Origin of the sequence: Streptomyces sp. NPDC005393, from assembly GCF_040606675.1 — a bacterium.
Taxonomy (GTDB): Bacteria; Actinomycetota; Actinomycetes; order Streptomycetales; family Streptomycetaceae; genus Streptomyces.
This window is the reverse complement of sequence record NZ_JBEXFG010000019.1, coordinates 59416-80747: the sequence shown is the minus strand read 5'-3', so window position 1 is coordinate 80747 and position 21332 is coordinate 59416. Positions and strand designations below refer to the sequence as shown.

Below are 21332 nucleotides of genomic sequence, written 5' to 3'. Positions count from 1 at the left end.
CATGGAGCCGCCGGCGCCTGCCGCGGGGGACTCCACGGGCGCCGACGGCCTCGACTCCGCCATATTTGCGCACCGGGGGTAATCAGGCAGACACATGATGTCCGTTCATCCCAACGGGTGTGGTTCGCCGCTGAGTTCGAACCCCCGGTCCTCCCAGCACCCCTCGCCCCACATACCCCACCCGCGTCAGCCGAACACCCGCATCGGCCGACCACCGGCGTCAGCCGACCACCCGCCCCCGCAGCACCACCCGCCGTGGCGCCGTCAGCACCCGCACGTCGGCTCGCGGATCCGCCTCGTACACGACGAGGTCGGCGGACGCCCCCTCGGTGAGCCCCGGCCGCCCGAGCCAGGCCCGCGCACCCCAGGTCGCCGCCGACAGCGCGTCCCGTGCCGGGATGCCCGCCTTCACCAGCTCGGCGACCTCCTGGCCGACCAGCCCATGGGCGAGCGAGCCGCCCGCGTCGGTGCCGGTGAAGACCGGGATGCCCGCCTCGTAGGCCGCGCGCACCGTGTCGTACCGGCGGGCGTGCAGCCGCCGCATATGGTCCGCCCAGCGCGGGAACCTCTCCTCGCCGCCCTGTGCCAGCCGGGGGAAGGTGGCGATGTTGACCAGGGTCGGGACGATCGCGACGCCCCGCTCCGCGAACAGCGGGATGGTCTCCTCGGTCAGCCCGGTCGCGTGCTCGACGCAGTCGATGCCCGCCTCGACCAGCGGGGCGAGCGTCTCCTCGGCGAAGCAGTGCGCCGTGACGCGCGCGCCGAGCCGGTGCGCCTCGGCGATTGCCGCCTCGACCGCGCCGCGCGGCCAGCAGGCGGCCAGGTCGCCGCGGTCGCGGTCGATCCAGTCGCCGACGAGCTTGACCCAGCCGTCGCCGCGCCGTGCCTCCGCCGCGACGTAGGCGACCAGGTCCTCCGGCTCGATCTCATGCGCGAAGTTGCGGATATAGCGCTTGGTGCGGGCGATATGGCGGCCCGCCCGGATGATGCGGGGCAGATCCTCGCGGTCGTCGATCCAGCGGGTGTCGGCGGGCGATCCGGCGTCCCGCAGCAGCAGCGCCCCGGCGTCGCGGTCGGTCAGCGCCTGCTTCTCGCTCGTCGACTCGTCGACGGCGCCATGGTGGTCGAGGCCGACATGGCAGTGGGCGTCGACGAGTCCGGGCAGCACCCACCCCTCGATGAGCCGGATGTCCCGGGCCCCGGCGGGCCGGGCGAATGTGATCTTTCCGTCGACCACCCACAGCTCGTCCCGGACGCCCTCGGCAGCGTCCCCGGCGTCCTGTCCGACCAGGATCCGGCCCTTGATGTGCAGCACCGCGCTATCCCTCATGGAACGCACTGTACGAGACCGGGCAAGGGCATTGACCGGCCCATTCGGGCGGGTACGGACGGCTCCACTCGAACAACACGCGGTGCGCCGCTACGCTCGCGCAACCCACCGGACGAGTGCCGGCGAGGAGGCCCGCGTGAGCGCCCCTACCGATGATCCGGCCGCCGCCCAGGCTGGGCCCGCGGAGGCGCCGTCGGACGTACCGGCCCACGACTTTCAGGCGGAGTTCCGGGAGTTCCTCGAGCGGCACCACGCCGAACTGGCCGCCCGCCGGACGGCGAGGGCGAGCGCCCCGCGGCGGAGGCGCGAGGACAGGTCCAGGAGACCGTACGGAAGCTGCGCCCCGGACCGATCGGTCACGCCGGGCACCCAGCGGGGGGCGGCTGATGATCGACCATCGCGAGGACCGCGACGGCCGCGATATCGCCGCCGAGCCGCGCGCGGCCGCCGCCTCCCATGAGCCGGACCGGGCCGCGGTGCCGGCCCGGGTCACGGCGGGCATGGAGGCCGGTGACCGGCGCCGCACCGGGCGTACGGGCCGCGGCGAGCGGGCCGGGGACGGGCCCAGGCAGTGGACGCGGGTGGCGGGCCCGGTGGCCGGGCGGGCCGCGGCGGTCGCCGTCGCGGGCATCGCGGTGGTGGCCACGGACACCGCCGGGCCGCCCCAGACCGTACGGACGTCGAGCCGGCCCGCCGTGGGTCCGGCCGGTGCGGGCGAGCACCTGGACCGGACCGCGAAGGGGCCGGGCACAGGCTCGGGCACGGCGTCGGGCGACGGCTCGGACAGGGGGTCGCAGGGCGGGGCTGAGCGGCACACTCCGACCGCTTATCCCACCGCGGTAGGCCCAAACCATCTCGCCGATCCGACCGTGCGCGCGAAGGGCGCGATCAACAGCCACTGGCATCGGCACTGGGCGCAGAGTGAGTCCATCCTCACCACGGGTGAGCCCCTGACCTCGCTGACGGTGGAGCCGCGGGTCGCGCGCCCCGGGGCGTACGGACCACCGGGTCCTGGAGCACGCTGCCCGCCGGCGCCGTGAGCGTCCGGGCGCGCGCCGAGGACGGCGCGCTGGTCTACCGCCGGACACTGAAGAGGGGCGCGAGCGTGCCCGCGGGCGGGCATGTCTTCGCAGGTCACTACCGTCACGCCGAGAGGCACACCGGACGGGACGGCTACGCCGCCACCGGCCATGGGGCATCCGGCGCATTCGCCGTCCGCGGCGACTTCCCCGAGTTCCCTCCGCGCGATTGAATTAAGCCCCTTCGGAGCGCCCTGAAGAGAAATTCAGGGCGTTTTTCCGATACTACTTCCTGACTCTTCTTCCCGCTTCTCCGATTCCTAAACGCAAAATTTTTCGAGGCCTTGAGGGGCTCAATTCCTCCCCATCACCGGCCAGTTACGCACATGTGACAGACCCCACACGCGGACCGGTTCGCCCCGTTAACTCCCCCTCAAATCAGCGCTTTTCGGCGATCGGCCGGACTCGCGCGCGCTCCCGCGTGATACCATACCTACCCCATCCCACGTAACCCCTCCCCACGATGCATTTTCCGATTCTGCTGGGTAAATTGAATTCGCATGACCGCCGCACAAGCAGACCTAGCCCGTAGAGAATTGGATTTGCCGGAGGGGCTCAGCCTCGACACACCACGCGTCGAGGACGGAGCCGCGATCTGGCGAATCGCCCGCGACTCCAAAGCCCTGGACCTCAACTCCTCCTACAGCTACCTCCTGTGGTGCCGTGACTTCGCTGCCACCTCCGTGGTGGCGCGCGATGCCGCGGGCGAGCCGGTCGGCTTCATCACCGGCTACATCCGCCCCGAGCGCCCCGAGACCCTCGTCGTCTGGCAAGTCGCCGTCGACCACGCATGGCGCGGCCGCGGACTGGCCGCCACCCTGCTGGACGGGCTGACCCAGCGCGTCGTCGGGATGGGCGTGAGCGGCATCGAGACCACGATCACACCGGACAACACCGCGTCGAACCGGCTGTTCACCTCGTTCGCCGAACGGCACGGAGCGCCCGTCGAGCGTGAGGTGCTCTTCCACGGCGGTCTGTTCCCCGACAGCGGACACGAGCCCGAGGTGCTCTACCGCATCGGGCCCCTCGCGGACCTCCCCTGATCCCCTCCCTGACGCACACCCCCTCATCACCCCCTCACCCTCACCCCCCTCGCACTCATCTCCCTGGAGAATGCTGTGACCATCACCCCGCCCGCCCTGAGCGTCTTCGAGGCCCTGGAGTCTGAGGTACGCAGCTACTGCCGCGGCTGGCCCGCTGTCTTCGACCGCGCGCAGGGCAGCCACATGTACGACGAGGACGGCCATACGTACCTCGACTTCTTCGCCGGTGCCGGGTCGCTGAACTACGGCCACAACAACCCGGTCCTGAAACGCGCGCTGATCGACTACATCGAGCGTGACGGCGTCACGCACGGCCTGGACATGTCCACCACGGCCAAGCGCGCGTTCCTGGAGTCGTTCCAGAACAACATCCTGCGCCCGCGCGACCTGCCCTACAAGGTCATGTTCCCGGGCCCGACGGGCACCAACGCCGTCGAGTCCGCGCTGAAACTGGCCCGTAAGGTCAAGGGCCGCGAGTCCATCGTCTCCTTCACCAACGCCTTCCACGGCATGTCGCTGGGCTCGCTGGCCGTCACCGGCAACGCCTTCAAGCGCGCCGGCGCGGGCATCCCGCTGGTCCACGGCACCCCGATGCCGTTCGACAACTACTTCGACGGCACGGTCCCGGACTTCCTGTGGTTCGAGCGGCTGCTGGAGGACCAGGGCTCGGGCCTCAACAAGCCCGCCGCCGTGATCGTCGAGACGATCCAGGGCGAGGGCGGCATCAATGTCGCGCGCCCCGAGTGGCTGCGCGCGCTGGCCGACCTGTGCGAGCGCCAGGACATGCTGCTGATCGTCGACGACATCCAGATGGGCTGTGGCCGCACCGGCGCCTTCTTCTCCTTCGAGGAGGCGGGCATCACCCCGGACATCGTGACCGTCTCGAAGTCCATCAGCGGCTACGGCATGCCCATGTCGCTGTGCCTGTTCAAGCCCGAGCTGGACATCTGGGAGCCGGGCGAGCACAACGGCACCTTCCGCGGCAACAACCCCGCCTTCGTCACCGCCGCCGCGACCCTGGACACCTACTGGGCCGACGGCCAGATGGAGAAGCAGACCCTGGCCCGTGGCGAGCAGGTCGAGCAGGCGCTGAAGGCCATCTGCGAGGAGCAGTCCGGCGCCGAGTACCGGGGCCGCGGCCTGGTCTGGGGCCTGCAGTTCGACGACGCCGATCGCGCCACGGCCGTGTGCCGCCGCGCCTTCGAGCTCGGTCTGCTCGTGGAGACCTCCGGCCCGGAGAGCGAGGTCGTCAAGCTGCTGCCCGCGCTGACCATCTCCCCCGAAGACCTGGACGAGGGTCTGCGGACCCTCGCCCGCGCGGTCCGCGAGACCGCTTGACCACCTCCTGTACAGCACAGAAGAGAAAGGCAGCAACTCACCGTGATCGTCCGATCCTTCAAGGACATCGAGGGCACCGAACGGCATATCAAGGCCAAGACCGGGACGTGGGAGAGCAAGCGCATCGTCCTCGCCCGGGAAAAGGTGGGCTTCTCGCTGCACGAGACCATCCTCTACGCGGGCACCGAGACGTCGATGTGGTACGCCAACCACATCGAGGCGGTGCTGTGCGTCGAGGGTGAGGCCGAGCTCACCAACGACGAGACCGGTGAGAAGCACTGGATCACGCCCGGCACCATGTATCTGCTGAACGGGCACGAGAAGCACACGATGCGCCCCAAGACGGACTTCCGGTGCGTCTGTGTTTTCAACCCGCCGATCACCGGACGGGAGGACCATGATGAGAACGGGGTATACCCGCTGATCACCGAGACCGAGGAGGCCTGATCCGATGACCACGGTCACTGACCTGTACCCGACCCGTGGCGCTGTTGAGGTGGCCACACCGCGCATGGACCCCGTCGTGTGGTCCGAGCCGGGCGCCCCGGGGCCGATGCAACCGTCCGAGCTGAGCGATTTCGATCGCGACGGCTTCCTGGCGGTCGATCACCTGATCGCTCCGGACGAGGTCGCGGTCTACCGCGCCGAGCTGGACCGGCTGGTCACCGACCCGGACGTGCGCGCCGACGAGCGCTCGATCATCGAGCCGCAGTCGAAGGACGTACGGTCGGTGTTCGAGGTGCACCGGATCAGCGAGGTCTTCGCGAAGCTGGTGAGCGACCCGCGTGTGGTGGGCCGCGCGCGGCAGATCCTCGGCTCGGACGTCTATGTCCACCAGAGCCGGATCAACGTCAAGCCGGGCTTCGGCGCCTCGGGGTTCTACTGGCACTCGGACTTCGAGACCTGGCACGCCGAGGACGGTCTGCCGAACATGCGGACCGTGTCGGTCTCGATCGCCCTGACCGAGAACTTCGACACCAACGGCGGCCTGATGATCATGCCGGGCTCGCACCGCACCTTCCTCGGCTGTGCGGGCTCGACGCCGAAGGACAACTACAAGAAGTCGCTGCAGATGCAGGACGCCGGCATTCCGTCGGACGAGGCGCTCACCGCGTTCTCCGACAAGCACGGCATCAAGCTGTTCACCGGCAAGGCCGGGTCGGCCACCTGGTTCGACTGCAACTGCATGCACGGGTCCGGCGACAACATCACGCCCTACCCGCGCAGCAATGTCTTCATCGTGTTCAACAGCGTGGAGAACACGGCGGTGGAGCCCTTCGCGGCGCCGATCCGCCGGCCGGAGTACATCGGAGCGCGGGACTTCACGCCCGTGCGGTGACATCCGTACGGATGTGACGTCCGTGACCTGAGGGAAGCCGGGGTGCCCCGGCTTCCCTCAGGTTTTTCCGCGTCCCCCAGGTTTTTGCGGGTCCCCCAGGTTCTTTCCGGGTCCCTCAGCCGGCCAGCGCCTCCAGCAGCCGGTCCACCTCGGCCGCGGTGTTGTAGAGGTGGAAGGAAGCACGGAGGTTTCCGGCGCGCGCCGAGACATGGACATCCGCCTCCGCCAGCCGGGGCGCGGCCTCGCCCAGGCCCGGTACGGAGACGATCGCCGAGCCCGGGGCGGCGATGGCCTGGTGCCCCAGCTCCGTGACCCCGGCCCGGAAGCGGTCGGCGAGCGCGCGGTCATGGGCGGCGATGGCCTCGGTGCCCAGCTCCTCGATCAGCGCGAGGGAGTGCCTGGCCGCGACGTACGAATACAGGCTGGGGCTCTCGTCGAAGCGGCGGGCGGAGTGGGCGAGTTCGGCCACCGGTCCGTAGCAGCTGTCCCAGGGCTTCTCGCCCGCGACCCAGCCCGCGAACACGGGGGTGAGCCCGCCGAGGTCCTCGGGCACGGTCAGGAAGGCGACGCCGCGGGGGCACAGCAGCCACTTGAAGCCGACGCAGACGGTGTAGTCGGCCTCGGCCGCGCTCACCGGCAGCCAGCCGACGGCCTGGCTGTAGTCCACGAGGGTCCGGGCGCCGTGTGCACGGGCGGCGGCCCGGAGGGCGTCGAGATCGGCGATCCGGCCGTCGGCCGACTGGGCCGCGCTCACGGCGACCAGCGCCGTACCGGGCCGTACCGCCTCGGCGATCTCCTCCAGCGGCACGGTGCGCAGCTTGAGGTCGCGGCGGACGGCGAAGGGGTTGACCAGGGAGCTGAAGTCGCCCTCGGCCGCGAGCACTTCGGCCCCCGGCGGCAGGGAGGCCGCGATCATCCCGGCGTATACGGCGACGGAGGCGCCCGCCGCGACCTGCCGCGCCGGTACGCCGACGAGCCGGGCGTAGGCGGCCCGGGCCTCCTCGACCGCCTCGAAGGCCTGGTCGATGAAGCGCCCTCCGGCGGCGGCGTCATCGAGGGCCGCCTTCATGGCGGCCACGGAGCGTGCAGGGATCAGACCGCTGGACGCGGTGTTGAGATAGGTCGTCTGTGGCGCGAAGTCGGCGCCCGCGAGGCTCTCCATGTCCCATCACTATGGGACGCGGTCACCACCGCGTCCATTGCATTTATCTGGCGCATACCCCCAAGACAACCTTATGCATCCCCGCTGACCTGCGCCGATTCCCATGTCTGGCGCGGCGCGCGGCTGAAGACCTCAGCCGGTTGGCCCCCGGAGACGGGTGCGACGGCCGTGCCGTCTCCGGGTCCCGGCCTGGGCTTCCGCGGGCCTCAGCGGCGCTCCTCCCGGATGCCGTTGACCCGGCGGGGCAGGCCGAGGGAGTTCTCCTCGCGCAGCTCCGGCGGGAGGAGGGCGGCCGGGGTGTCCTGGTAGCTGACGGGCCGCAGCCAGCGCTCGATGGCGGTGCCGCCGACCGAGGTGGAGGTGGAGGTGGTGGCCGGGTACGGGCCGCCGTGGTGCTGGGCCGGGGCGACCGCGACGCCGGTCGGCCAGCCGTTGACCAGGACCCGGCCCGCGAGCGGGGTGAGCTCGGCGACGAGGTCGGCGGCCCGGCCCTCGGTGCCCTCGCCCTCGGCGGCGGAGATCTGGACAGTGGCGGTGAGGTTGCCCTGGAGCCGGGCGAGGACGGCGGTGATGTCGGCGTCGCTCTCGTAGCGCGCGACGACGGTCACCGGGCCGAAGCACTCCTCCAGCAGCACATCGTGCGGGCCCTCCTCGGCGAGCCGGCGGGCCGGTACGGTCAGGAAGCCCGCGCTGACCGTGTGCTCACCGCCGGCGCCGGGGGTGACCGGGGCGTCCACGTCGGGCAGTTCGGCACGCTCCTTGACCCCGGCGACGAAGGTGTCGCGCATCCGGTGGTCGAGCAGGACGCCGGGGTCGGTGTTGCTGACCGCGTCGGTGAGGGACTTCACCAGCGCGTCGCCGGCCGCTCCGGCGGGTGCCAGGACGAAGCCGGGCTTGGTGCAGAACTGGCCGACGCCCAGCGTCATGGAGCCCGCGAGCCCCGCGCCGATCTGCTCGGCGCGCTCGGCGGCGGCGGCCTCGGTGACCACGACCGGGTTGAGGCTGCCGAGCTCGCCGTGGAAGGGGATCGGCACGGGCCGGGCGGCCGCGGCGTCGAACAGGGCGCGCCCGCCGCGGATTGAGCCGGTGAAGCCGGCGGCGGCGATCAGCGGGTGCCTGACGAGCTCGATGCCCGCATCGAAGCCGTGCACCACCGAGATCACCTCGGCGGGCAGCCCGACCCGCTCGGCGGCGCGGCGGAGCGCGGCGGCGGCCACCTCGGAGGTGGCGGGGTGGTCGGGGTGGGTCTTGACGACGACGGGGCAGCCCGCGGCGAGCGCGCTCGCGGTGTCGCCGCCGGGCACGGAGAAGGCGAGGGGGAAGTTGCTGGCGGCGTAGACGGCGACGACGCCGAGGGGCACCTTGTAGCGGCGCAGATCGGGCCAGGGCGGGGTCTGCGTGGAGTCGGCGTGGTCGATCCGTACGTCGAGGAAGGCGCCCTCGTCCACGATGGTCGCGAAGGACCGCAGTTGGTAGCTGGTGCGGGCCAGTTCGCCGGTGAGGCGGGCGGGGCCGAGCGCGGTCTCGGCGTCGGCGGCCTCGATCAGCTGGTCACGGGACTCGTCGAGCAGATCGGCGGCGGTGCGCAGCAGGGCGGCGCGCACCGTACGGTCGGCCAGGGAGCCGCGCGCGGCGTGGGCCGCCCGCACCACGCCGTCGACCTCCTCCGCCGTGGCTTCGACCGCTACCTGTTCACGCTGCTTTCCGGTTCGGGGATCGACGCTCCACACTGGTGCTGACACCGCGGATTCCTCCTGCTGTGGTGTTACCGCTGCTTGCGTCTCGCACATCGACGGGTGTTCGATATACTGAACGCTGTCCCGGGTGGTGAATACTTTCGGGACTCTATGGCTGGTCGAACAGAGGGGTCAAGGCGATGTCAGTTGCCGTGACAGGCGGGGCCCAGGTCAAGTCGGCGGTCCGCACAGTCGAGTTGCTGGAGTTCTTCGCCGGACGGCCCGGGATGCACAGCCTCGCCGGCGTGCAGGAGGCCGTGGGCTACCCCAAGTCGAGCCTTTACATGCTGCTGCGCACGCTGGTGGAGCTCGGCTGGGTGGAGACGGACGCGACCGGCACCCGCTACGGCATCGGCGTACGGGCGCTGCTCGTCGGCACCTCGTACATCGACGGCGACGAGGTCGTGGCGGCCGCCCGGCCCACCCTGGACCGGCTCTCGGACGACACCACCGAGACCATCCACCTCGCCCGCCTCGACGGTACGAACGTGGTCTACCTCGCCACCCGCCAGTCGCAGCACTATCTGCGCCCCTTCACCCGCGTCGGCCGCCGGCTGCCCGCCCACTCCACCTCCCTGGGCAAGGCGCTGCTGGCCACGTACTCCGACGAGCAGGTGCGCAAGCTGCTGCCGGAGACGCTCAGCCCGCTGACCGAGCACACGATCACCGACCGCGAGAAGCTGATCGAGGAGCTGCACCTCATCCGCGAGCAGGGGTACGCGGTGGACCGCGAGGAGAACACGCTGGGGCTGCGCTGCTTCGGCATCGCGATCCCCTACCGCACCCCGGCGCGGGACGCCATCAGCTGCTCGGTGCCGGTGGCCCGGCTCACGCCCGCCCATGAGCAGATGATCAAGGACGCCCTGTACGACGCCCGCGACCGGCTCGCCCTCGCGACGCGACGTCTGTGACCCGCGGGAGGAGGGCCGCCTCCGCCGCGCGGCGGAGGCGGATCGTCGGGCCGGGCGCGGTGCGGCTGGTCGCGTGCGGCGATTCGCTGCTGTTCCCGGCCGCGGTCCGGGCGATGGCCGCCACGCACTCCGAAAACGCTGCCGCCCGCGCGGCGCACCGCGGCGGGGCGGCGCGTGCGCTGCGCGACCGGCTCTCCGAACGGGAGGCGGAGGTGCTGCGGCTGATGACCGCCGGGCTGTCCAACGCCGAGATCGCGCACCGGCTGGTGGTGGGCCCGGCCACGGTCAAGACGCATGTGGCTGCGGTGCTCGCCAAGCTCGGCGTCCGGGACCGCACCCAGGCGGTGATCGCGGCGTACGAATGCGGTTTCATCACCCCGGGCTGACATCCCGCCACCGGGGTATCCACTGTGACGGATCGAGCGAAAGGGGCAGGCACATGGAGTACGCGCGGTTGGGCGGATCGGGCATCAAGGTGTCGCGGATCTGTCTGGGGATGATGAGCTACGGCAGCCCCGAGCACCGCAAGTGGCAGTTGGACATCGACGCGGCACGGCCGATCGTGCGGCGGGCGGTCGAGAGCGGGGTGACGTTCTTCGACACGGCCGACATGTACTCGGTGGGGCGGAGCGAGGAGATCACGGGAGAGCTGCTGCGGGAGCTCTTCCCGAGCCGCGACGACTATGTCCTCGCCACGAAGGTCTACCACCCCATGGGGGCGGGCCCCAATGACCGGGGGCTGTCCCGTAAGCACATCATGGCGGGCATCGACGCCTCGCTGCGGCGGCTGGGCACCGACCATGTGGATCTGTACCAGATCCATCGCTTCGACCCCGAGACGCCGGTCGAGGAGACCATGGAGGCGCTGCACGATGTGGTGCGGGCGGGGAAGGCGCGGTACATCGGCGCGTCCTCCATGTTCGCCTGGCAGTTCGCCAAGGCCCAGCACACGGCCGAGGCGCGGGGCTGGACCCGGTTCGTATCGATGCAGAACCACTACAACCTGCTGTACCGGGAGGAGGAGCGGGAGATGAACCCGCTCTGCCTCGACCAGGGCGTCGGGGTCATCCCCTGGAGCCCGCTGGCGCGCGGGCTGCTCGCGGGCACCCGCGACCGGGACCGCACCGGGCCGACGACCCGCGCGAGCAACGACCCGCTGGTCGAGAAGTGGTACGCCGACGCCGAGTTCGGGATCGTGGACGAAACCCGGGCGGTCGCCGAGCGGCGCGGGGTGTCCCCGGCGCGGATCGCGCTCGCGTGGCTGCTCAGCAGGCCCGCGGTGACCGCGCCGATCGTGGGGGCGACGAGGATCGGCCATCTGGACGACGCGGTCGCCGCGGTGGGGGTGACCCTCGACCACGAGGAGGTGGCCCGGCTGGAGGCCCCGTACCGCCCGCGCCCCATCATGGGTCACGGCTGACAAAGTCCAGCCCGTCCGGCGGATTGAGGACACGCCCGAAGGGCGTCCGGACAGGACGGGGGCGGCACAGCGAGCGGCTCAGGTCAGCAGCTGCTCGACCGGGTCGATCGCGAAGTACACGGCGAACAGCGCCGCCGTCCCCCACAGCAGCCAGTGCACCTCGCGCGCCTTGCCCAGGACGGTCTTGATGACCACGTACGAGAGGAACCCGGCGCCGATCCCATTGGTGATGGAGTAGCTGAACGGCATCACGGCGATGGTGAGAAACGCGGGGATGGCGACCTCAAAGCGTTCCCAGTCGATATGCCGCACCTGGCTCATCAGCAGAAAGCCGACGGCGATCAGCGCCGGGGCGGCGGCCTGGGCGGGCACCACGGTCGCCAGCGGGGTCAGAAAGAGCGCGAACCCGAAGAGCGCTCCGGTGACCACGCTGGCGAATCCGGTGCGCGCGCCCTCGCCGACGCCCGCCGCGGACTCGATATAGCTGGTGTTGGACGAGGCGGACGCGGCGCCGCCCAGGGCCGCCGCGGCCCCGTCGATGAGCAGCACCCGCCCCAGATTCGGAACCCTGCCCTCCGCATCGAGCAGCCCGGCCTCATTGCTCACCCCGACGACCGTGCCCATGGTGTCGAAGAAGTCGGACAGGATGAGGGTGAAGATCAGCAGAACGATGGTGACGACGCCGACCTGCTGGAACGCCCCGAAGAGGCTGAAGGAGCCGACCAGTCCGAAGTCCGGGGTGTCCACGAGGCTGTCCGGGAGGGTCGGGACGGTCAGCCCCCACGCCTGCGGCTTGATGTCCGCGATCTCGTTGATGACGATCGCGAAGACGGTCGAGACGACGATGCTGATCAGAATGGCGCCCTTGACCTTGCGCGCCATCAGCGCGACGGTCAGCAGCACCCCCACGCAGAAGACGAGCACCGGCCAGCCGGTGAGCCGGCCGTCCGTACCGAGCTGGACGGGCGTGGAGCCGGTGAGCCCCGGAATGCGGGAGACGAAGCCCGCGTCGACAAAGCCGATGAACGCGATGAACAGGCCGATGCCCACACTGATCGCCTGCTTCAGCGGCTGCGGAATGGCATGCATCACCGCCTCGCGCAGTCCGGTCGCCACCAGCGCACAGATGATCAGGCCCTCCAGGACCACCAGGCCCATGGCGTCGGGCCAGCTCATCCGCGGGGCGATCTGGAAGGCGACGACGGCGTTCAGCCCGAGTCCCGCGGCGAGCGCGAGCGGAAGATTGCCGCCGACGCCCATGAGGACCGTCATCACGGCGGCCACCAGCGCGGTGACGGTGGCCAGTTGGGTGCCGGAGAGCTGCTCGCCGAACTTGTCCTTGGCCCCACCCAGGATGATCGGGTTCAGGACCAGGATGTACGCCATCGTGAAGAAGGTGGCGAACCCGCCCCGGATCTCCCGGCCGAGGGTGGAGCCGCGCTCGGATATCCGGAAGAACCGGTCGACCGGAGGGAGTCCGGGCGCCGGTGGGGCGGGGGCCTTGTCCGTGATCTGTCGTGCCATGGTCGCGCTCCTCGGTCGGCGGCGTGCGGGGTGAGGGGATTGTGCCCACCGGGAGCGCGGTTCAGGTTTTCGCCGTGTTACGAGATCACATGCGCACCCTCGACCTCGACCGCGCAGTGCGCCGCTCCCGGTCGGGGGCCGCCCCACAGATCCGCCACCGGCTGCCCGTCCGCATACACGGCGAGCTGTGCGGCATGGCCGGGTTCGGCGGCGAGCGCCGTCTCGAACGCCTCGCGGATAGGCTCGAAGCCGGCGGCGACGGTGCCGGTGGCCGTGCCGGTAGCCGTGCCGGTAGCCGTGCCGCTCGTGTCCGCCGTCGGAGGGGCATCCGCTTCCGGCTGGGAGTTCTCCGTCGGCATGGTTCTCCTTCGAGGTCGGCCACTTCCCAAGGGGTTAACGGCCGTTCGCCTCCGGATGTTCCGCCGGGTCAGTCCATGGTCGAGCCGAGGGCGGTGCCGTCCATGACCACGAGGAAGCTGGTGACCGGCAGCGAGCCGTCCTGCCGCCGGGAGCCGAGGGCGGTCGTGGGGTCGGTGGTGACCAGGGGTGGGGTGGCCGGGCCGCCGGGGGTCCAGTTGTCTCCCCGGGAGACGGCGAAGCGCCCCTGATCGGCGCCGCGACGGCCGTTGGAGACGGCGAGGTTGTCCTGGAGCAGGGCGTGGGAGCCGGAGAAGGAGTAGCCCTCGTGGCGGTTGGCGAAGGCGGTGGTGCGCTGGAGCCGGATGGTTCCGGTGTTGCCGCCGGAGTCGAAGCCGCTCTTGCTGTTGTTCCAGGCGGCGGAGGACCGTACGAGATGGGCGGGCGAGGGGGCGGCGGGCCGGTCGGAGCCGAGCTGGAAGCCGCTGCCGTCGCCCTTGAAGTCGCGGATGCGCCAGCGGTTGGCGCCGTTTCCGTAGGCCCAGGAGTGCTCGATGGTGACGGGGCTCGCCCACATCCACAGATCGAGGCCGTCGTCGCTGTTGTCGAAGAGTCTGGAGCCGGTGATCACATTGCCGGTGCCGGAGCCATGGGTGACGGCTATGCCGTCGGCTCTCTGGCCGCCGGTGGCGTCGTCGTGATTGCCGTAGGAGTCGAGATTCCGGATGACGTTGTCGTGGGTGTTGTCACCGCGCAGGGTGAAGCCGGTGTCCCCGTTGCCGTGGGTGGTGAGGTTCTGGAAGACGCCTCTCGCACACGAGGTGCAGACCAGCCCGCCGCCGGGGGCGTTGCGCAGCTCGATGCCGGAGACCGTCCAGTAGTTGGCGCTGAGCGAGACCAGGGAGGAGCCGGTGCGGAGCCGGGAGCCGTCGATTCTGACCTTCTCCGCCTCGTACGGCCGCAGTTCGACGCGCTCGCGCGGGGTGCCGCTGACGGAGCTGCGCAGCGTTCTGGACGGGTAGTACGTACCGCCGCGCACCTCGATGGTGGTGCCCGCCTTGGCGACCGAGAAGGCCTTCTCGACGGTGCGGTACGGAGACCTCAGGGTGCCCATATGGCTGTCATCGCCATGGGCGGCCACATAGACGGTGGTGGGCACGGCGCTCGCCCCCTGTGGGGACGCCGTCAGATACACCCCGGCCACGGCCGACGCCACAATGACCGCACTGCCGAGCGGCAGCGTGCGGTCCTTGCGCCGGCGGTGGCGGCCCCGCTTACGCCTCACCCTCATGGCAACTCCTGTTCTGCGTCGGGAGAACGGGCCGGGGGATCCAGGACCGGCCCGCTCCTTGCCGTAGTTGCCGCCAGTCCAGAGTAGGGTGCCGCGCTCCCGAGGATTCTTAGATTACGAAATTGGGATCGCCTTGCGATAGCTTCTGCCAACTCTTGATCATTTTGTGGCCGTTGAGGTTTGGGTGCGGCCGGTACGGGCACCTCGCTACGAGGCCCGCGCATAGGTCATGATCGAGACGCTCTCACCGATGAGGGTGTCGGTGAGCCTGAAGCGACGGGCCCCGAACTCGCCGCCGAACAACGGTATTCCGGAGCCGATAGCCACCGGGTTGACCTTCAGCACCAGTTCGTCGATCTCCGCTTCGAGGGTCCGCGCGAGCCGCGCCCCGCCGCAGAGGTAGATGTCCTTCCCCTCCTCCCGCTTGAGCTCGCGGACCCGGCCGACCGGATCCTCGCTGATGAGCGTGACCGCCGGATCGGGGCTGCCGCTCATGGTGCGCGAGACCACGTACTGCCGCAGCCGGGGGTACTGGTCGGTCAGCCCGACCCGGGCGCCGATCTCATAGGTGGACCGGCCCGACATCACGGTGTCGAACCGTGCGTTCGCCACCTCGGGGCCGACGCCGAACGCCTGGAGGCCGGGCGCCGGAAGGGTTTCCGGGAAGTGCTTGACGATGAGGTCCCGGTAGTCGTCGCCCAGCTGGAAGAAGTCGAACGAGCCGTCGGGTCCGGCGATGAAGCCGTCCAGGGTGACCGCCACGAAGTACACGAGCTTGCGCAAGCGATGCTCCTTCGTTCTCGTGTGTTCTCGAGTAATCACTCCGATTGGAGTACTTGGAACGTAGTACTCTGACCGTAGTGGTTGCAAGCGGCTTTTCTTCTGGAGGACGGATGACCCGCAATCCGGACCGGCGCGCGACCCTGATCGACGCCGCCATCGAGGTACTGGCCCGGGAGGGCGCACGAGGGCTGACCTACCGCGCGGTGGACACCGAGGCAGGGGTGCCCGCTGGCACGACATCGAACTACTTCGCCAACCGGGACGACCTGCTCACCCAGGTCGCCCCTCGAGTCACGGAGCGGCTGACTCCCGACCCCGACGCACTCGCCGGAACCATGAAGGCGCCCCGGACGCGGGCGCTGGAGGCCGAGCTGCTCCGGGGCACGATGGACCGCATCTCACAGGACCGCAGCGGCTATCTGGCCCTGCTGGAGCTGCGCTTGGAGGCGACACGGCGGCCGGGCGTACGGACAGAGCTCACCAAGACCATGAGCGCGACGCTGGCGGACAACATCCGTTTCCATCTGGACGCGGGGCTTCCGGGCGACGAGACGACGGTCGTACTGCTCTATCTCGCGATGACCGGGCTGGTCATCGAACAGCTCACGCTGCCGGAGGCGTTGGCGCCGTTCACGGCGGACGGGTTGATCGAGGCGTTGGTGGCCCGAGCGCTTCCCGACGACTGAACGGGGCCCGGCCGGGGGCGCGCACGGCCCCCGACCCAGCCCTCTCAGGGCCGGTAGACCTTGCCCGGCTCCGCCGTGGCCGGGGCCAGCAGCCGCGACACCGTCACCACCGTGTAGCCCCGCTTCTTCAGCTCGGCCAGAATCCCCGGCACCGCCGGCACCGTCCCGCGATAGATGTCGTGCAGCAGGATGATCCCGTCACGGTCCGTCTGCTCCAGCACTCGCTTCTTGATCAGCGCCGAGTCCGTCGTCCGGTAGTCCTTCGCCGTCACACTCCACAGCACCTGGGCGAGCCCCAGCTCTTTGCTGATCTTCGAGACCCGCTCATCCGTACGCCCCTGCGGCGGTCGCATCAGCAGCGGTTTGCGGCCGGTGAGCTTCTCGACGGCGTCCTGGACGCGGGAGAGCTGGGAGCGGACCTCGTCGGAGTCGGTCTTGGTGAGGATCTTGTGCGACCAGGTGTGATTGGCGAGCTCATGGCCCTCGTCCGCGATGCGGCGCACCAGATCCGGATGTTTCTCGATGTGGTTCTTGCCGAGCATGAAGAAGCTCGCGTGGACGTGCTCGCGTTTCAGGATGTCCAGCAGCCGGGGCGTGTTCTCGCTGGGGCCCGCGTCGAAGGTGAGGGCGACGCACTTGGCCTTGGCACAGTCAACCGCCCCGGCGCCCGCCCCGCCCTCCGATGTGTCCAGCGACACGTGCTTCGCGTCCGCCGTCGCGTGCTCTCTGGCGCTGCGGGGCGAGGTGGTGTCGTACTGGGCGCCGCAGCCGCTGAGGCCGAGCGTCAGAGATATGGCCGCCAGCAGCCCGGATATTCGTCCTATTCGCCCCATGAAAACCCCCGTTGACACTTTGTCCCCCATGTCCACCCCGGTGCCATGAACAAGTAAAACAGCGTGCAAATAGCAGCACATGCACACTGTACTGGTCTCTGTACTGTCAACAGAGGTACAAATCCGTAAAGTTGACGGCATCGCGAGCACTATACATGGCACGTATACATCCGATGCATAGTCAGGTGACGGCGAACGGACGCGACCCGGGGGCCATGGAGCCGTGAGCTGGGTGCCTGGGTGCGGGTGCCGGGGGCGGGGCCGGTGGGACGGAGTCCGGGGCGGCAACTCGGTGGGGTCTGCACCGAGTCCCGCATAGCCGACGCTGCGGCTCTCGCAGAAGCTGAGCGGCGGATCCCTCGACGAAGAGGCACCCTTGACGCTCCGTCTCGTCAGTCCTTTACCGTGATCAGGAATGTGATTCGCATACATGAATAAAACCCGTATGGAGGAGATCCGCCCATGCCCGCTCCCCGCACCGTCCTCCTCACCGGCGCCGCCGGCGGCATGGGCACGATGATGCGTGAGCTTCTTCCCGGGTACGGCTACGCGTTGCGTCTGCTCGACATGGATCCCATCGAGGGCGAGCCGGACGCGATCACGGCGGACCTGGCCGACAAGGACGCGCTGCGCGAGGCCGTAAGGGGCGTCGACGCGATCATCCATCTCGCGGGCATCTCACTGGAGGCCCCGTTCGAGAAGATCCTGCGGGCCAATGTCGAGGGCACGTACAACCTGTACGAGGCGGCGCGCGAGGCGGGGGTCGGGCGTATCGTCTTCGCCTCCAGCAACCACGCCGTGGGCTTCACGCCGCGCCCCGTCGGCGACGATCCGCTGATCCCGATTGACGTTCCGCGTTGCCCCGATACGTTCTATGGGTTGTCGAAGTCGTTCGGCGAGGACCTGGGCTCGTACTACTGGGACAAGCACGGCATCGAGACGGTGGCCATCCGTATCGGCTCCTGCTTCCCCGAGCCGAGGTCGGTGCGGATGCTGTCCATCTGGTTGAGCCCTGCCGATGGCGCCCGGCTGCTGCACGCCGCCCTTACGGCAGCGGGTGTGGGGTACCGCGTCGTGTACGGCAGCTCGGCCAACACCCGCCTGTGGTGGGACCTTTCATCCGCTCGCGCGCTGGGGTACGAGCCGCAGGATGACTCCGAGCCGTACGCGGCGAAGCTGATCTCCGAAGAGGGCGAGTTGGAGCCGGGGAGCGCCGACTACGAGTACCTGGGTGGCGGTTTCTGTACCGATCCGCCGATGTGGCGGCGCTGACGCCTCAGGGGCCGGCTGATGACCGTATGGGCACCGTTGACGGGGGCGAGGTGGCTTTGAGCATTGGGCCGGGGGGTGGGGGGCGCGGCGCCGCCACCAGCGGCCGGGTCGGCGGAGGTTGATTTTGCGGTGGGTTTGGGCCACTGATCGCCATGGCGTGGGCGTTAGGGCGACCAAACCCGCCGCTCCCGAGGAAGGTCACCTGCTGGAGGCGGCTCGCGTCACTGCTCGCGTCACTGCGTCAGGAGTTCCAGGACGGCGCGCGGCCAGGGGAGATCCTCCTGCCCGACGTACCGCCGTACGCGGCGGGCGCCGCTTCGCGAGAAGGCTGTCCGTCCACAGCGGACGACCAAAAGGCAAAGGCAAGGAGATCCCACTCCTTGCCACTCTTAACTTATAGCGCACCGGGGGGCTTGCGGCAAGGCCCGGGTTGTACCGCAGAATCGGCGGCCGAAAGCCAGAACCTGCGGAACTGGGAGCCCGAAGTGCGAGTGTTGTTGACGACGTGGGGATCGCGCGGAGATGTCGAACCGCTGGCGGGACTGGCGGTGGGGTTGCGGGAACTCGGCGCGCAGGTGCGGGTGTGCGCGCCGCCGGACGAGGAGTTCGCGGCGCTGCTGGCGCGTGTCGGCGTGCCGCTGGTGCCGCTCGGCCCGACGGTGCGCTCGGTGGTCGCCGGAACGAAGCCGCCGACGGCGGAAGACGCGTTCCGGCTCGCTCCCGAGCTGGTCGCCGCGCGGTTCGACACGCTCACCGCGGCGGCCGAGGGATGTGACGCGCTGCTGGCAACCGGCCTGATGCCGGCCGGCGCACGGGACGTGGCCGAGAAACTGGGCATCCGCTACGTGTTCGCGTGCTTCCAAATCTTCGGACTGCCGTCGCGGCACTTCTCTCCTGGGGTGCGGCCGGGCAAGCAATCCCCGCAGGACGAGACCGACAACCGGGTGCTGTGGGAGCAGGACGCCCAGAGGGTGAACGCGCTGTACGGCGAGGCGCTCAACAGCCATCGGGCGCCGATCGGCCTGCCACCGGTGGACAACGTCCGCGACTACGTCTTCACCGACCAGCCGTGGCTGGCGGCAGACGCGACGCTGTGTCCGTCGCAGGGCATGACGGACCTCGACATCGTGCAGACCGGGGCGTGGGTCCTGCCCGACGACCGTCCGCTCCCGGAAGGGCTGGAGGCGTTCCTGGACGCGAGCGCACCACCGGTGTACGTGGGCTTCGGAAGCATGGCCGCGCACGCCCCGAAGGACATCGCCCGGGTGGCCATTGAAGCGAGCCGCGCGCATGGCCGCCGTGTACTCCTTGCCCGCGGCTGGGCCGACCTGGCCCCGATCGACGACGTCGATGACTGCTTCGTCGTCGGCGAGGTCAACCAGCAGGCACTGTTCCGCCGCGTCGCCGCCGTCGTGCACCACGGCGGCGCGGGCACCACGACGACAGCGGCCCGGGCAGGCGCGCCTCAGGTGGTGGTCCCCCAGATCGCGGACCAGCCGTACTGGGCCGCCCGAGTGGCCGAGCTGGGCATCGGCTCGGCTCACGACGGCCGGACGCCGACCTTCGACTCCCTGTCCGCCGCGCTGACAACGGCCCTGACGCCCGAGACCCGCGCACGAGCGAGGGCCGTGGCCGGCACAATCCGCACCGACGGGGCGAGCGTGGCCGCGAAACTGCTACTCGACGCAGTCAGCCAGGAAAGGCCGCCCGTGTCCGCGTGAACCACGCGGAATCGTCGAGTCAGGCACCGACGGGACAGCACCGGCTTCCGGGATGGCAGCCGGCGTCCTGAACGTGGCCCACGGTGAACCGCTGCACGTCCATCACGAGCAGGGCGGTGTTGTTCACGTGCCGAGCCTTTCGCGTCGCAGTCCAGCCTGGCGGGGTTGGGCGGGTCAGGCTGGACTGTTGGGTGAGGCGTGCGCTCAGTCGTTCGTGGCGAACCCTACGAACGCGGCCCACTCGTCCGACGTGAAGGTGAGGATCGGGCCGGTGGTGTCCTTGCTGTCCCGTACGTGGACGGTGTCGGGGCAGGCGGCGATTTCGACGCAATCGCCGCCCTGGGCGCCGCTGTAGCTGCTCTTACGCCAGTCCAAGGCGACCTCGACGCAATCGCCGCCCTCGCCGCCGCTGTAGCTGCTCGTGAACCACACCAACTGGCCTATGCCCTTGCTCATAGCTCCCCCAGCAACTTCTCAATGAAGATGGACGACTTCCGTGGAGTGAGAGCCTGGGCCCGGATGATGCCATACCGCGCGGCGACGGCGTGGACCTCATCCCGGTCAGTGAGCAGAGTGCTGCGCCCCGGACCTTCCACGTATGCGACCTGCTCTCCTCCCTTCGGGGCCATGAGGCTGAACGGACCGTCGACTCCGCGTGGCGCGCGGCGCCGAGATCGCCGCCGACGGCCAGCGGATCGGGCAGGGCCGTCTGAGGTGGCTGCGGAAGTACGAGGTCCCCACCCGAATGCCGCTCAACGGCTTCCCGGACACGATCACGGTCAGGGCGTGGTGGGACGGGGGCACCGGCTCCTGTCCGTCCTTCACTCTGGAGTGGGACGACCCGGGGTTGGACCGGAAACCCGACTTCGACTTCATGGGCCCGGATTTCCACCCCTGACCTCGGCGGCCCGCTCCAGAGCACTGTGAGCCAGCCTGCGGGAGACGGCGATCGGGTCGGGGGCGGCCGACAGGCCGTAGAGCACGGTGGCGCCCTCGTGCAGCAGGAGCAGCTCGTCGGCCAGCTCATCCGGCTCCGCGACGCCCGCCTCCTCGCACAGTTTCCGCAGGTAGCCGCGCAGCCAGCGCTTCTGGTCGGCGATCACCTGCCGGGCCGGATGCCCGGCATCCGGCAGCTCGGCGGCGGCGTTGACGAAGCCGCAGCCGCGCGGGTTCTCGCGGCGCATCCACCCGGCGAGCGCGTCGAAGGTGGCCAGGACGCGGTCCGCCGGGGGCGACTTGTCGACTTCGGCGGTCAGCCACGCCCGCCACCGCTGGTCGCGCTCGCGCAGATACGCGGCGATCAGGGCTTCCTTCGAGCCGAAGCGCTCGTAGAGCGTCTTCTTGGTGACCCCGGCGCGCTTGGCGATCAGGTCCACGCCGACCGCGTTGATCCCCTGCCCGTAGAACAGCTCGGCGGCGGCGTCGAGGACGCGGCGTGCCGCGGGCGTGAGGGTTTCCATGGCCCGATCGCCTCCCGGGCTTGACGGGTAAACCGATCTGTTTAGTC

At 70.0% G+C, this 21332-nt stretch carries 22 protein-coding genes and 2 pseudogenes; 13 read left to right on the top strand and 11 right to left on the bottom strand.

The window, feature by feature from the left end; translation table 11 throughout:
* Positions 1-220: 220 nt before the first annotated feature.
* Positions 221-1330, bottom strand: a complete 1110-nt coding sequence (locus ABZS71_RS18105; RefSeq protein WP_356211197.1) for an amidohydrolase family protein — start codon at positions 1328-1330, stop codon at positions 221-223.
* Positions 1331-1716: 386 nt separating this feature from the next.
* On the opposite strand from ABZS71_RS18105, the gene ABZS71_RS18100 reads away from it, so the two are divergent.
* The 6 genes from ABZS71_RS18100 to thpD all read left to right on the top strand — a co-directional run bounded on the left by ABZS71_RS18100 (position 1717) and on the right by thpD (position 6129).
* Complete coding sequence (locus tag ABZS71_RS18100; RefSeq protein ID WP_356211194.1) at positions 1717-2370, top strand: hypothetical protein; 654 nt, start codon at positions 1717-1719, stop codon at positions 2368-2370.
* Positions 2367-2582 (top strand): hypothetical protein, encoded by a 216-nt coding sequence (locus ABZS71_RS18095; protein WP_356211192.1) that lies wholly within the window; start codon positions 2367-2369, stop codon positions 2580-2582. Before ABZS71_RS18100 ends, ABZS71_RS18095 begins: the two co-directional genes overlap by 4 nt.
* Positions 2583-2909: 327 nt before the next feature.
* The gene (gene ectA / locus ABZS71_RS18090; RefSeq protein WP_356211190.1) at positions 2910-3452 is read left to right on the top strand and encodes a diaminobutyrate acetyltransferase; all 543 of its coding nucleotides are present in this window, start codon (positions 2910-2912) and stop codon (positions 3450-3452) included.
* A gap of 75 nt (positions 3453-3527) precedes the next feature.
* The gene (ectB, locus tag ABZS71_RS18085; protein ID WP_356211188.1) at positions 3528-4790 is read left to right on the top strand and encodes a diaminobutyrate--2-oxoglutarate transaminase; all 1263 of its coding nucleotides are present in this window, start codon (positions 3528-3530) and stop codon (positions 4788-4790) included.
* A 42-nt stretch (positions 4791-4832) separates the two neighbouring features.
* Positions 4833-5237 carry an ectoine synthase gene (locus ABZS71_RS18080; protein ID WP_355847286.1) on the top strand — a complete coding sequence of 135 codons (405 nt, stop codon included), beginning with the start codon at positions 4833-4835 and terminating at the stop codon, positions 5235-5237.
* 4 nt (positions 5238-5241) lie between these two features.
* On the top strand, positions 5242-6129 hold the full coding sequence (thpD, locus tag ABZS71_RS18075) for an ectoine hydroxylase (protein WP_356211186.1): 888 nt from the start codon (positions 5242-5244) through the stop codon (positions 6127-6129).
* 115 nt (positions 6130-6244) lie between these two features.
* Here the strand turns inward: thpD and ABZS71_RS18070 are convergent, their stop codons facing one another.
* Positions 6245-7291 carry an aminotransferase class V-fold PLP-dependent enzyme gene (locus tag ABZS71_RS18070; protein ID WP_356211183.1) on the bottom strand — a complete coding sequence of 349 codons (1047 nt, stop codon included), beginning with the start codon at positions 7289-7291 and terminating at the stop codon, positions 6245-6247.
* Positions 7292-7497: 206 nt separating this feature from the next.
* Positions 7498-9033: an aldehyde dehydrogenase (NADP(+)) gene (locus tag ABZS71_RS18065; protein ID WP_356211181.1), complete on the bottom strand. Its 1536-nt coding sequence runs from the start codon at positions 9031-9033 to the stop codon at positions 7498-7500.
* A 134-nt stretch (positions 9034-9167) separates the two neighbouring features.
* Between ABZS71_RS18065 and ABZS71_RS18060 the strand changes: the two genes are divergently transcribed.
* The 3 genes and pseudogenes from ABZS71_RS18060 to ABZS71_RS18050 all read left to right on the top strand — a co-directional run bounded on the left by ABZS71_RS18060 (position 9168) and on the right by ABZS71_RS18050 (position 11358).
* Positions 9168-9938, top strand: a complete 771-nt coding sequence (locus tag ABZS71_RS18060; protein ID WP_356211179.1) for an IclR family transcriptional regulator — start codon at positions 9168-9170, stop codon at positions 9936-9938.
* Between the two features lie 56 nt (positions 9939-9994).
* Positions 9995-10324, top strand: a pseudogene (locus ABZS71_RS18055) (response regulator transcription factor); the annotation flags it as partial.
* A gap of 53 nt (positions 10325-10377) precedes the next feature.
* Complete coding sequence (locus tag ABZS71_RS18050) at positions 10378-11358, top strand: aldo/keto reductase (protein ID WP_355847273.1); 981 nt, start codon at positions 10378-10380, stop codon at positions 11356-11358.
* Positions 11359-11436: 78 nt separating this feature from the next.
* On the opposite strand, the gene ABZS71_RS18045 is transcribed toward ABZS71_RS18050, so the two are convergent.
* The 4 genes from ABZS71_RS18045 to ABZS71_RS18030 form a co-directional block, all read right to left on the bottom strand.
* Positions 11437-12882: an NCS2 family permease gene (locus ABZS71_RS18045; protein ID WP_356211176.1), complete on the bottom strand. Its 1446-nt coding sequence runs from the start codon at positions 12880-12882 to the stop codon at positions 11437-11439.
* A gap of 77 nt (positions 12883-12959) precedes the next feature.
* The gene (locus ABZS71_RS18040; protein WP_356211174.1) at positions 12960-13241 is read right to left on the bottom strand and encodes a hypothetical protein; all 282 of its coding nucleotides are present in this window, start codon (positions 13239-13241) and stop codon (positions 12960-12962) included.
* 68 nt (positions 13242-13309) lie between these two features.
* Positions 13310-14530: a right-handed parallel beta-helix repeat-containing protein gene (locus tag ABZS71_RS18035; protein WP_356211171.1), complete on the bottom strand. Its 1221-nt coding sequence runs from the start codon at positions 14528-14530 to the stop codon at positions 13310-13312.
* A gap of 207 nt (positions 14531-14737) precedes the next feature.
* Positions 14738-15313, bottom strand: coding sequence for a dihydrofolate reductase family protein (locus tag ABZS71_RS18030; RefSeq protein WP_356211169.1), 576 nt, complete (start codon positions 15311-15313; stop codon positions 14738-14740).
* 110 nt (positions 15314-15423) lie between these two features.
* Between ABZS71_RS18030 and ABZS71_RS18025 the strand changes: the two genes are divergently transcribed.
* Positions 15424-15999: a TetR family transcriptional regulator gene (locus ABZS71_RS18025; RefSeq protein WP_356211166.1), complete on the top strand. Its 576-nt coding sequence runs from the start codon at positions 15424-15426 to the stop codon at positions 15997-15999.
* A 44-nt stretch (positions 16000-16043) separates the two neighbouring features.
* Here the strand turns inward: ABZS71_RS18025 and ABZS71_RS18020 are convergent, their stop codons facing one another.
* Positions 16044-16832 carry a polysaccharide deacetylase family protein gene (locus ABZS71_RS18020; protein ID WP_356211163.1) on the bottom strand — a complete coding sequence of 263 codons (789 nt, stop codon included), beginning with the start codon at positions 16830-16832 and terminating at the stop codon, positions 16044-16046.
* Positions 16833-17294: 462 nt separating this feature from the next.
* Here ABZS71_RS18020 and ABZS71_RS18015 point away from each other — a divergent pair, with 462 nt between their 5' ends.
* Together ABZS71_RS18015 and ABZS71_RS18010 are read left to right on the top strand one after the other, a co-directional pair.
* The gene (locus ABZS71_RS18015; protein ID WP_356211160.1) at positions 17295-18104 is read left to right on the top strand and encodes an NAD(P)-dependent oxidoreductase; all 810 of its coding nucleotides are present in this window, start codon (positions 17295-17297) and stop codon (positions 18102-18104) included.
* A gap of 485 nt (positions 18105-18589) precedes the next feature.
* The gene (locus ABZS71_RS18010) at positions 18590-19825 is read left to right on the top strand and encodes a glycosyltransferase (protein ID WP_356211157.1); all 1236 of its coding nucleotides are present in this window, start codon (positions 18590-18592) and stop codon (positions 19823-19825) included.
* A 204-nt stretch (positions 19826-20029) separates the two neighbouring features.
* Here ABZS71_RS18010 and ABZS71_RS18005 read toward each other — a convergent pair whose 3' ends face one another.
* Together ABZS71_RS18005 and ABZS71_RS18000 are read right to left on the bottom strand one after the other, a co-directional pair.
* On the bottom strand, positions 20030-20281 hold the full coding sequence (locus ABZS71_RS18005; RefSeq protein WP_356211154.1) for a DUF397 domain-containing protein: 252 nt from the start codon (positions 20279-20281) through the stop codon (positions 20030-20032).
* A pseudogene (locus ABZS71_RS18000) lies at positions 20278-20478 on the bottom strand (Scr1 family TA system antitoxin-like transcriptional regulator); the annotation flags it as partial. The gene ABZS71_RS18005 and the pseudogene ABZS71_RS18000, both read right to left, overlap by 4 nt.
* Positions 20479-20480: 2 nt before the next feature.
* Between ABZS71_RS18000 and ABZS71_RS17995 the strand changes: the two are divergent.
* A complete protein-coding gene (locus ABZS71_RS17995; protein ID WP_356211151.1) occupies positions 20481-20723 on the top strand; it encodes a hypothetical protein in 243 nt (80 codons plus the stop codon).
* On the opposite strand, the gene ABZS71_RS17990 is transcribed toward ABZS71_RS17995, so the two are convergent.
* Positions 20698-21285: a TetR/AcrR family transcriptional regulator gene (locus ABZS71_RS17990; protein WP_356211148.1), complete on the bottom strand. Its 588-nt coding sequence runs from the start codon at positions 21283-21285 to the stop codon at positions 20698-20700. The two genes, ABZS71_RS17995 and ABZS71_RS17990, sit on opposite strands and share 26 nt — an antisense overlap.
* Positions 21286-21332: the final 47 nt, after the last annotated feature.

Excerpts from the sequence above, each read along its gene's own strand:
- ABZS71_RS18040 (WP_356211174.1), bottom strand. The coding sequence starts at position 13,241 with ATGCCGACGGAGAACTCCCAGCCGGAAGCGGATGCCCCTCCGACGGCG.
- ABZS71_RS17990 (WP_356211148.1), bottom strand. The coding sequence starts at position 21,285 with ATGGAAACCCTCACGCCCGCGGCACGCCGCGTCCTCGACGCCGCCGCC.
- thpD (WP_356211186.1), top strand. The coding sequence starts at position 5,242 with ATGACCACGGTCACTGACCTGTACCCGACCCGTGGCGCTGTTGAGGTG.
- ABZS71_RS18035 (WP_356211171.1), bottom strand. The coding sequence starts at position 14,530 with ATGAGGGTGAGGCGTAAGCGGGGCCGCCACCGCCGGCGCAAGGACCGC.
- ABZS71_RS18015 (WP_356211160.1), top strand. The coding sequence starts at position 17,295 with ATGCCCGCTCCCCGCACCGTCCTCCTCACCGGCGCCGCCGGCGGCATG.
- ABZS71_RS18060 (WP_356211179.1), top strand. The coding sequence starts at position 9,168 with ATGTCAGTTGCCGTGACAGGCGGGGCCCAGGTCAAGTCGGCGGTCCGC.
- ABZS71_RS18100 (WP_356211194.1), top strand. The coding sequence starts at position 1,717 with ATGATCGACCATCGCGAGGACCGCGACGGCCGCGATATCGCCGCCGAG.
- ABZS71_RS18020 (WP_356211163.1), bottom strand. The coding sequence starts at position 16,832 with ATGGGGCGAATAGGACGAATATCCGGGCTGCTGGCGGCCATATCTCTG.
- ABZS71_RS18045 (WP_356211176.1), bottom strand. The coding sequence starts at position 12,882 with ATGGCACGACAGATCACGGACAAGGCCCCCGCCCCACCGGCGCCCGGA.
- ABZS71_RS18050 (WP_355847273.1), top strand. The coding sequence starts at position 10,378 with ATGGAGTACGCGCGGTTGGGCGGATCGGGCATCAAGGTGTCGCGGATC.
- ectA (WP_356211190.1), top strand. The coding sequence starts at position 2,910 with ATGACCGCCGCACAAGCAGACCTAGCCCGTAGAGAATTGGATTTGCCG.
- ABZS71_RS18070 (WP_356211183.1), bottom strand. The coding sequence starts at position 7,291 with ATGGAGAGCCTCGCGGGCGCCGACTTCGCGCCACAGACGACCTATCTC.
- ABZS71_RS18105 (WP_356211197.1), bottom strand. The coding sequence starts at position 1,330 with ATGAGGGATAGCGCGGTGCTGCACATCAAGGGCCGGATCCTGGTCGGA.
- ABZS71_RS18025 (WP_356211166.1), top strand. The coding sequence starts at position 15,424 with ATGACCCGCAATCCGGACCGGCGCGCGACCCTGATCGACGCCGCCATC.
- ABZS71_RS18005 (WP_356211154.1), bottom strand. The coding sequence starts at position 20,281 with ATGAGCAAGGGCATAGGCCAGTTGGTGTGGTTCACGAGCAGCTACAGC.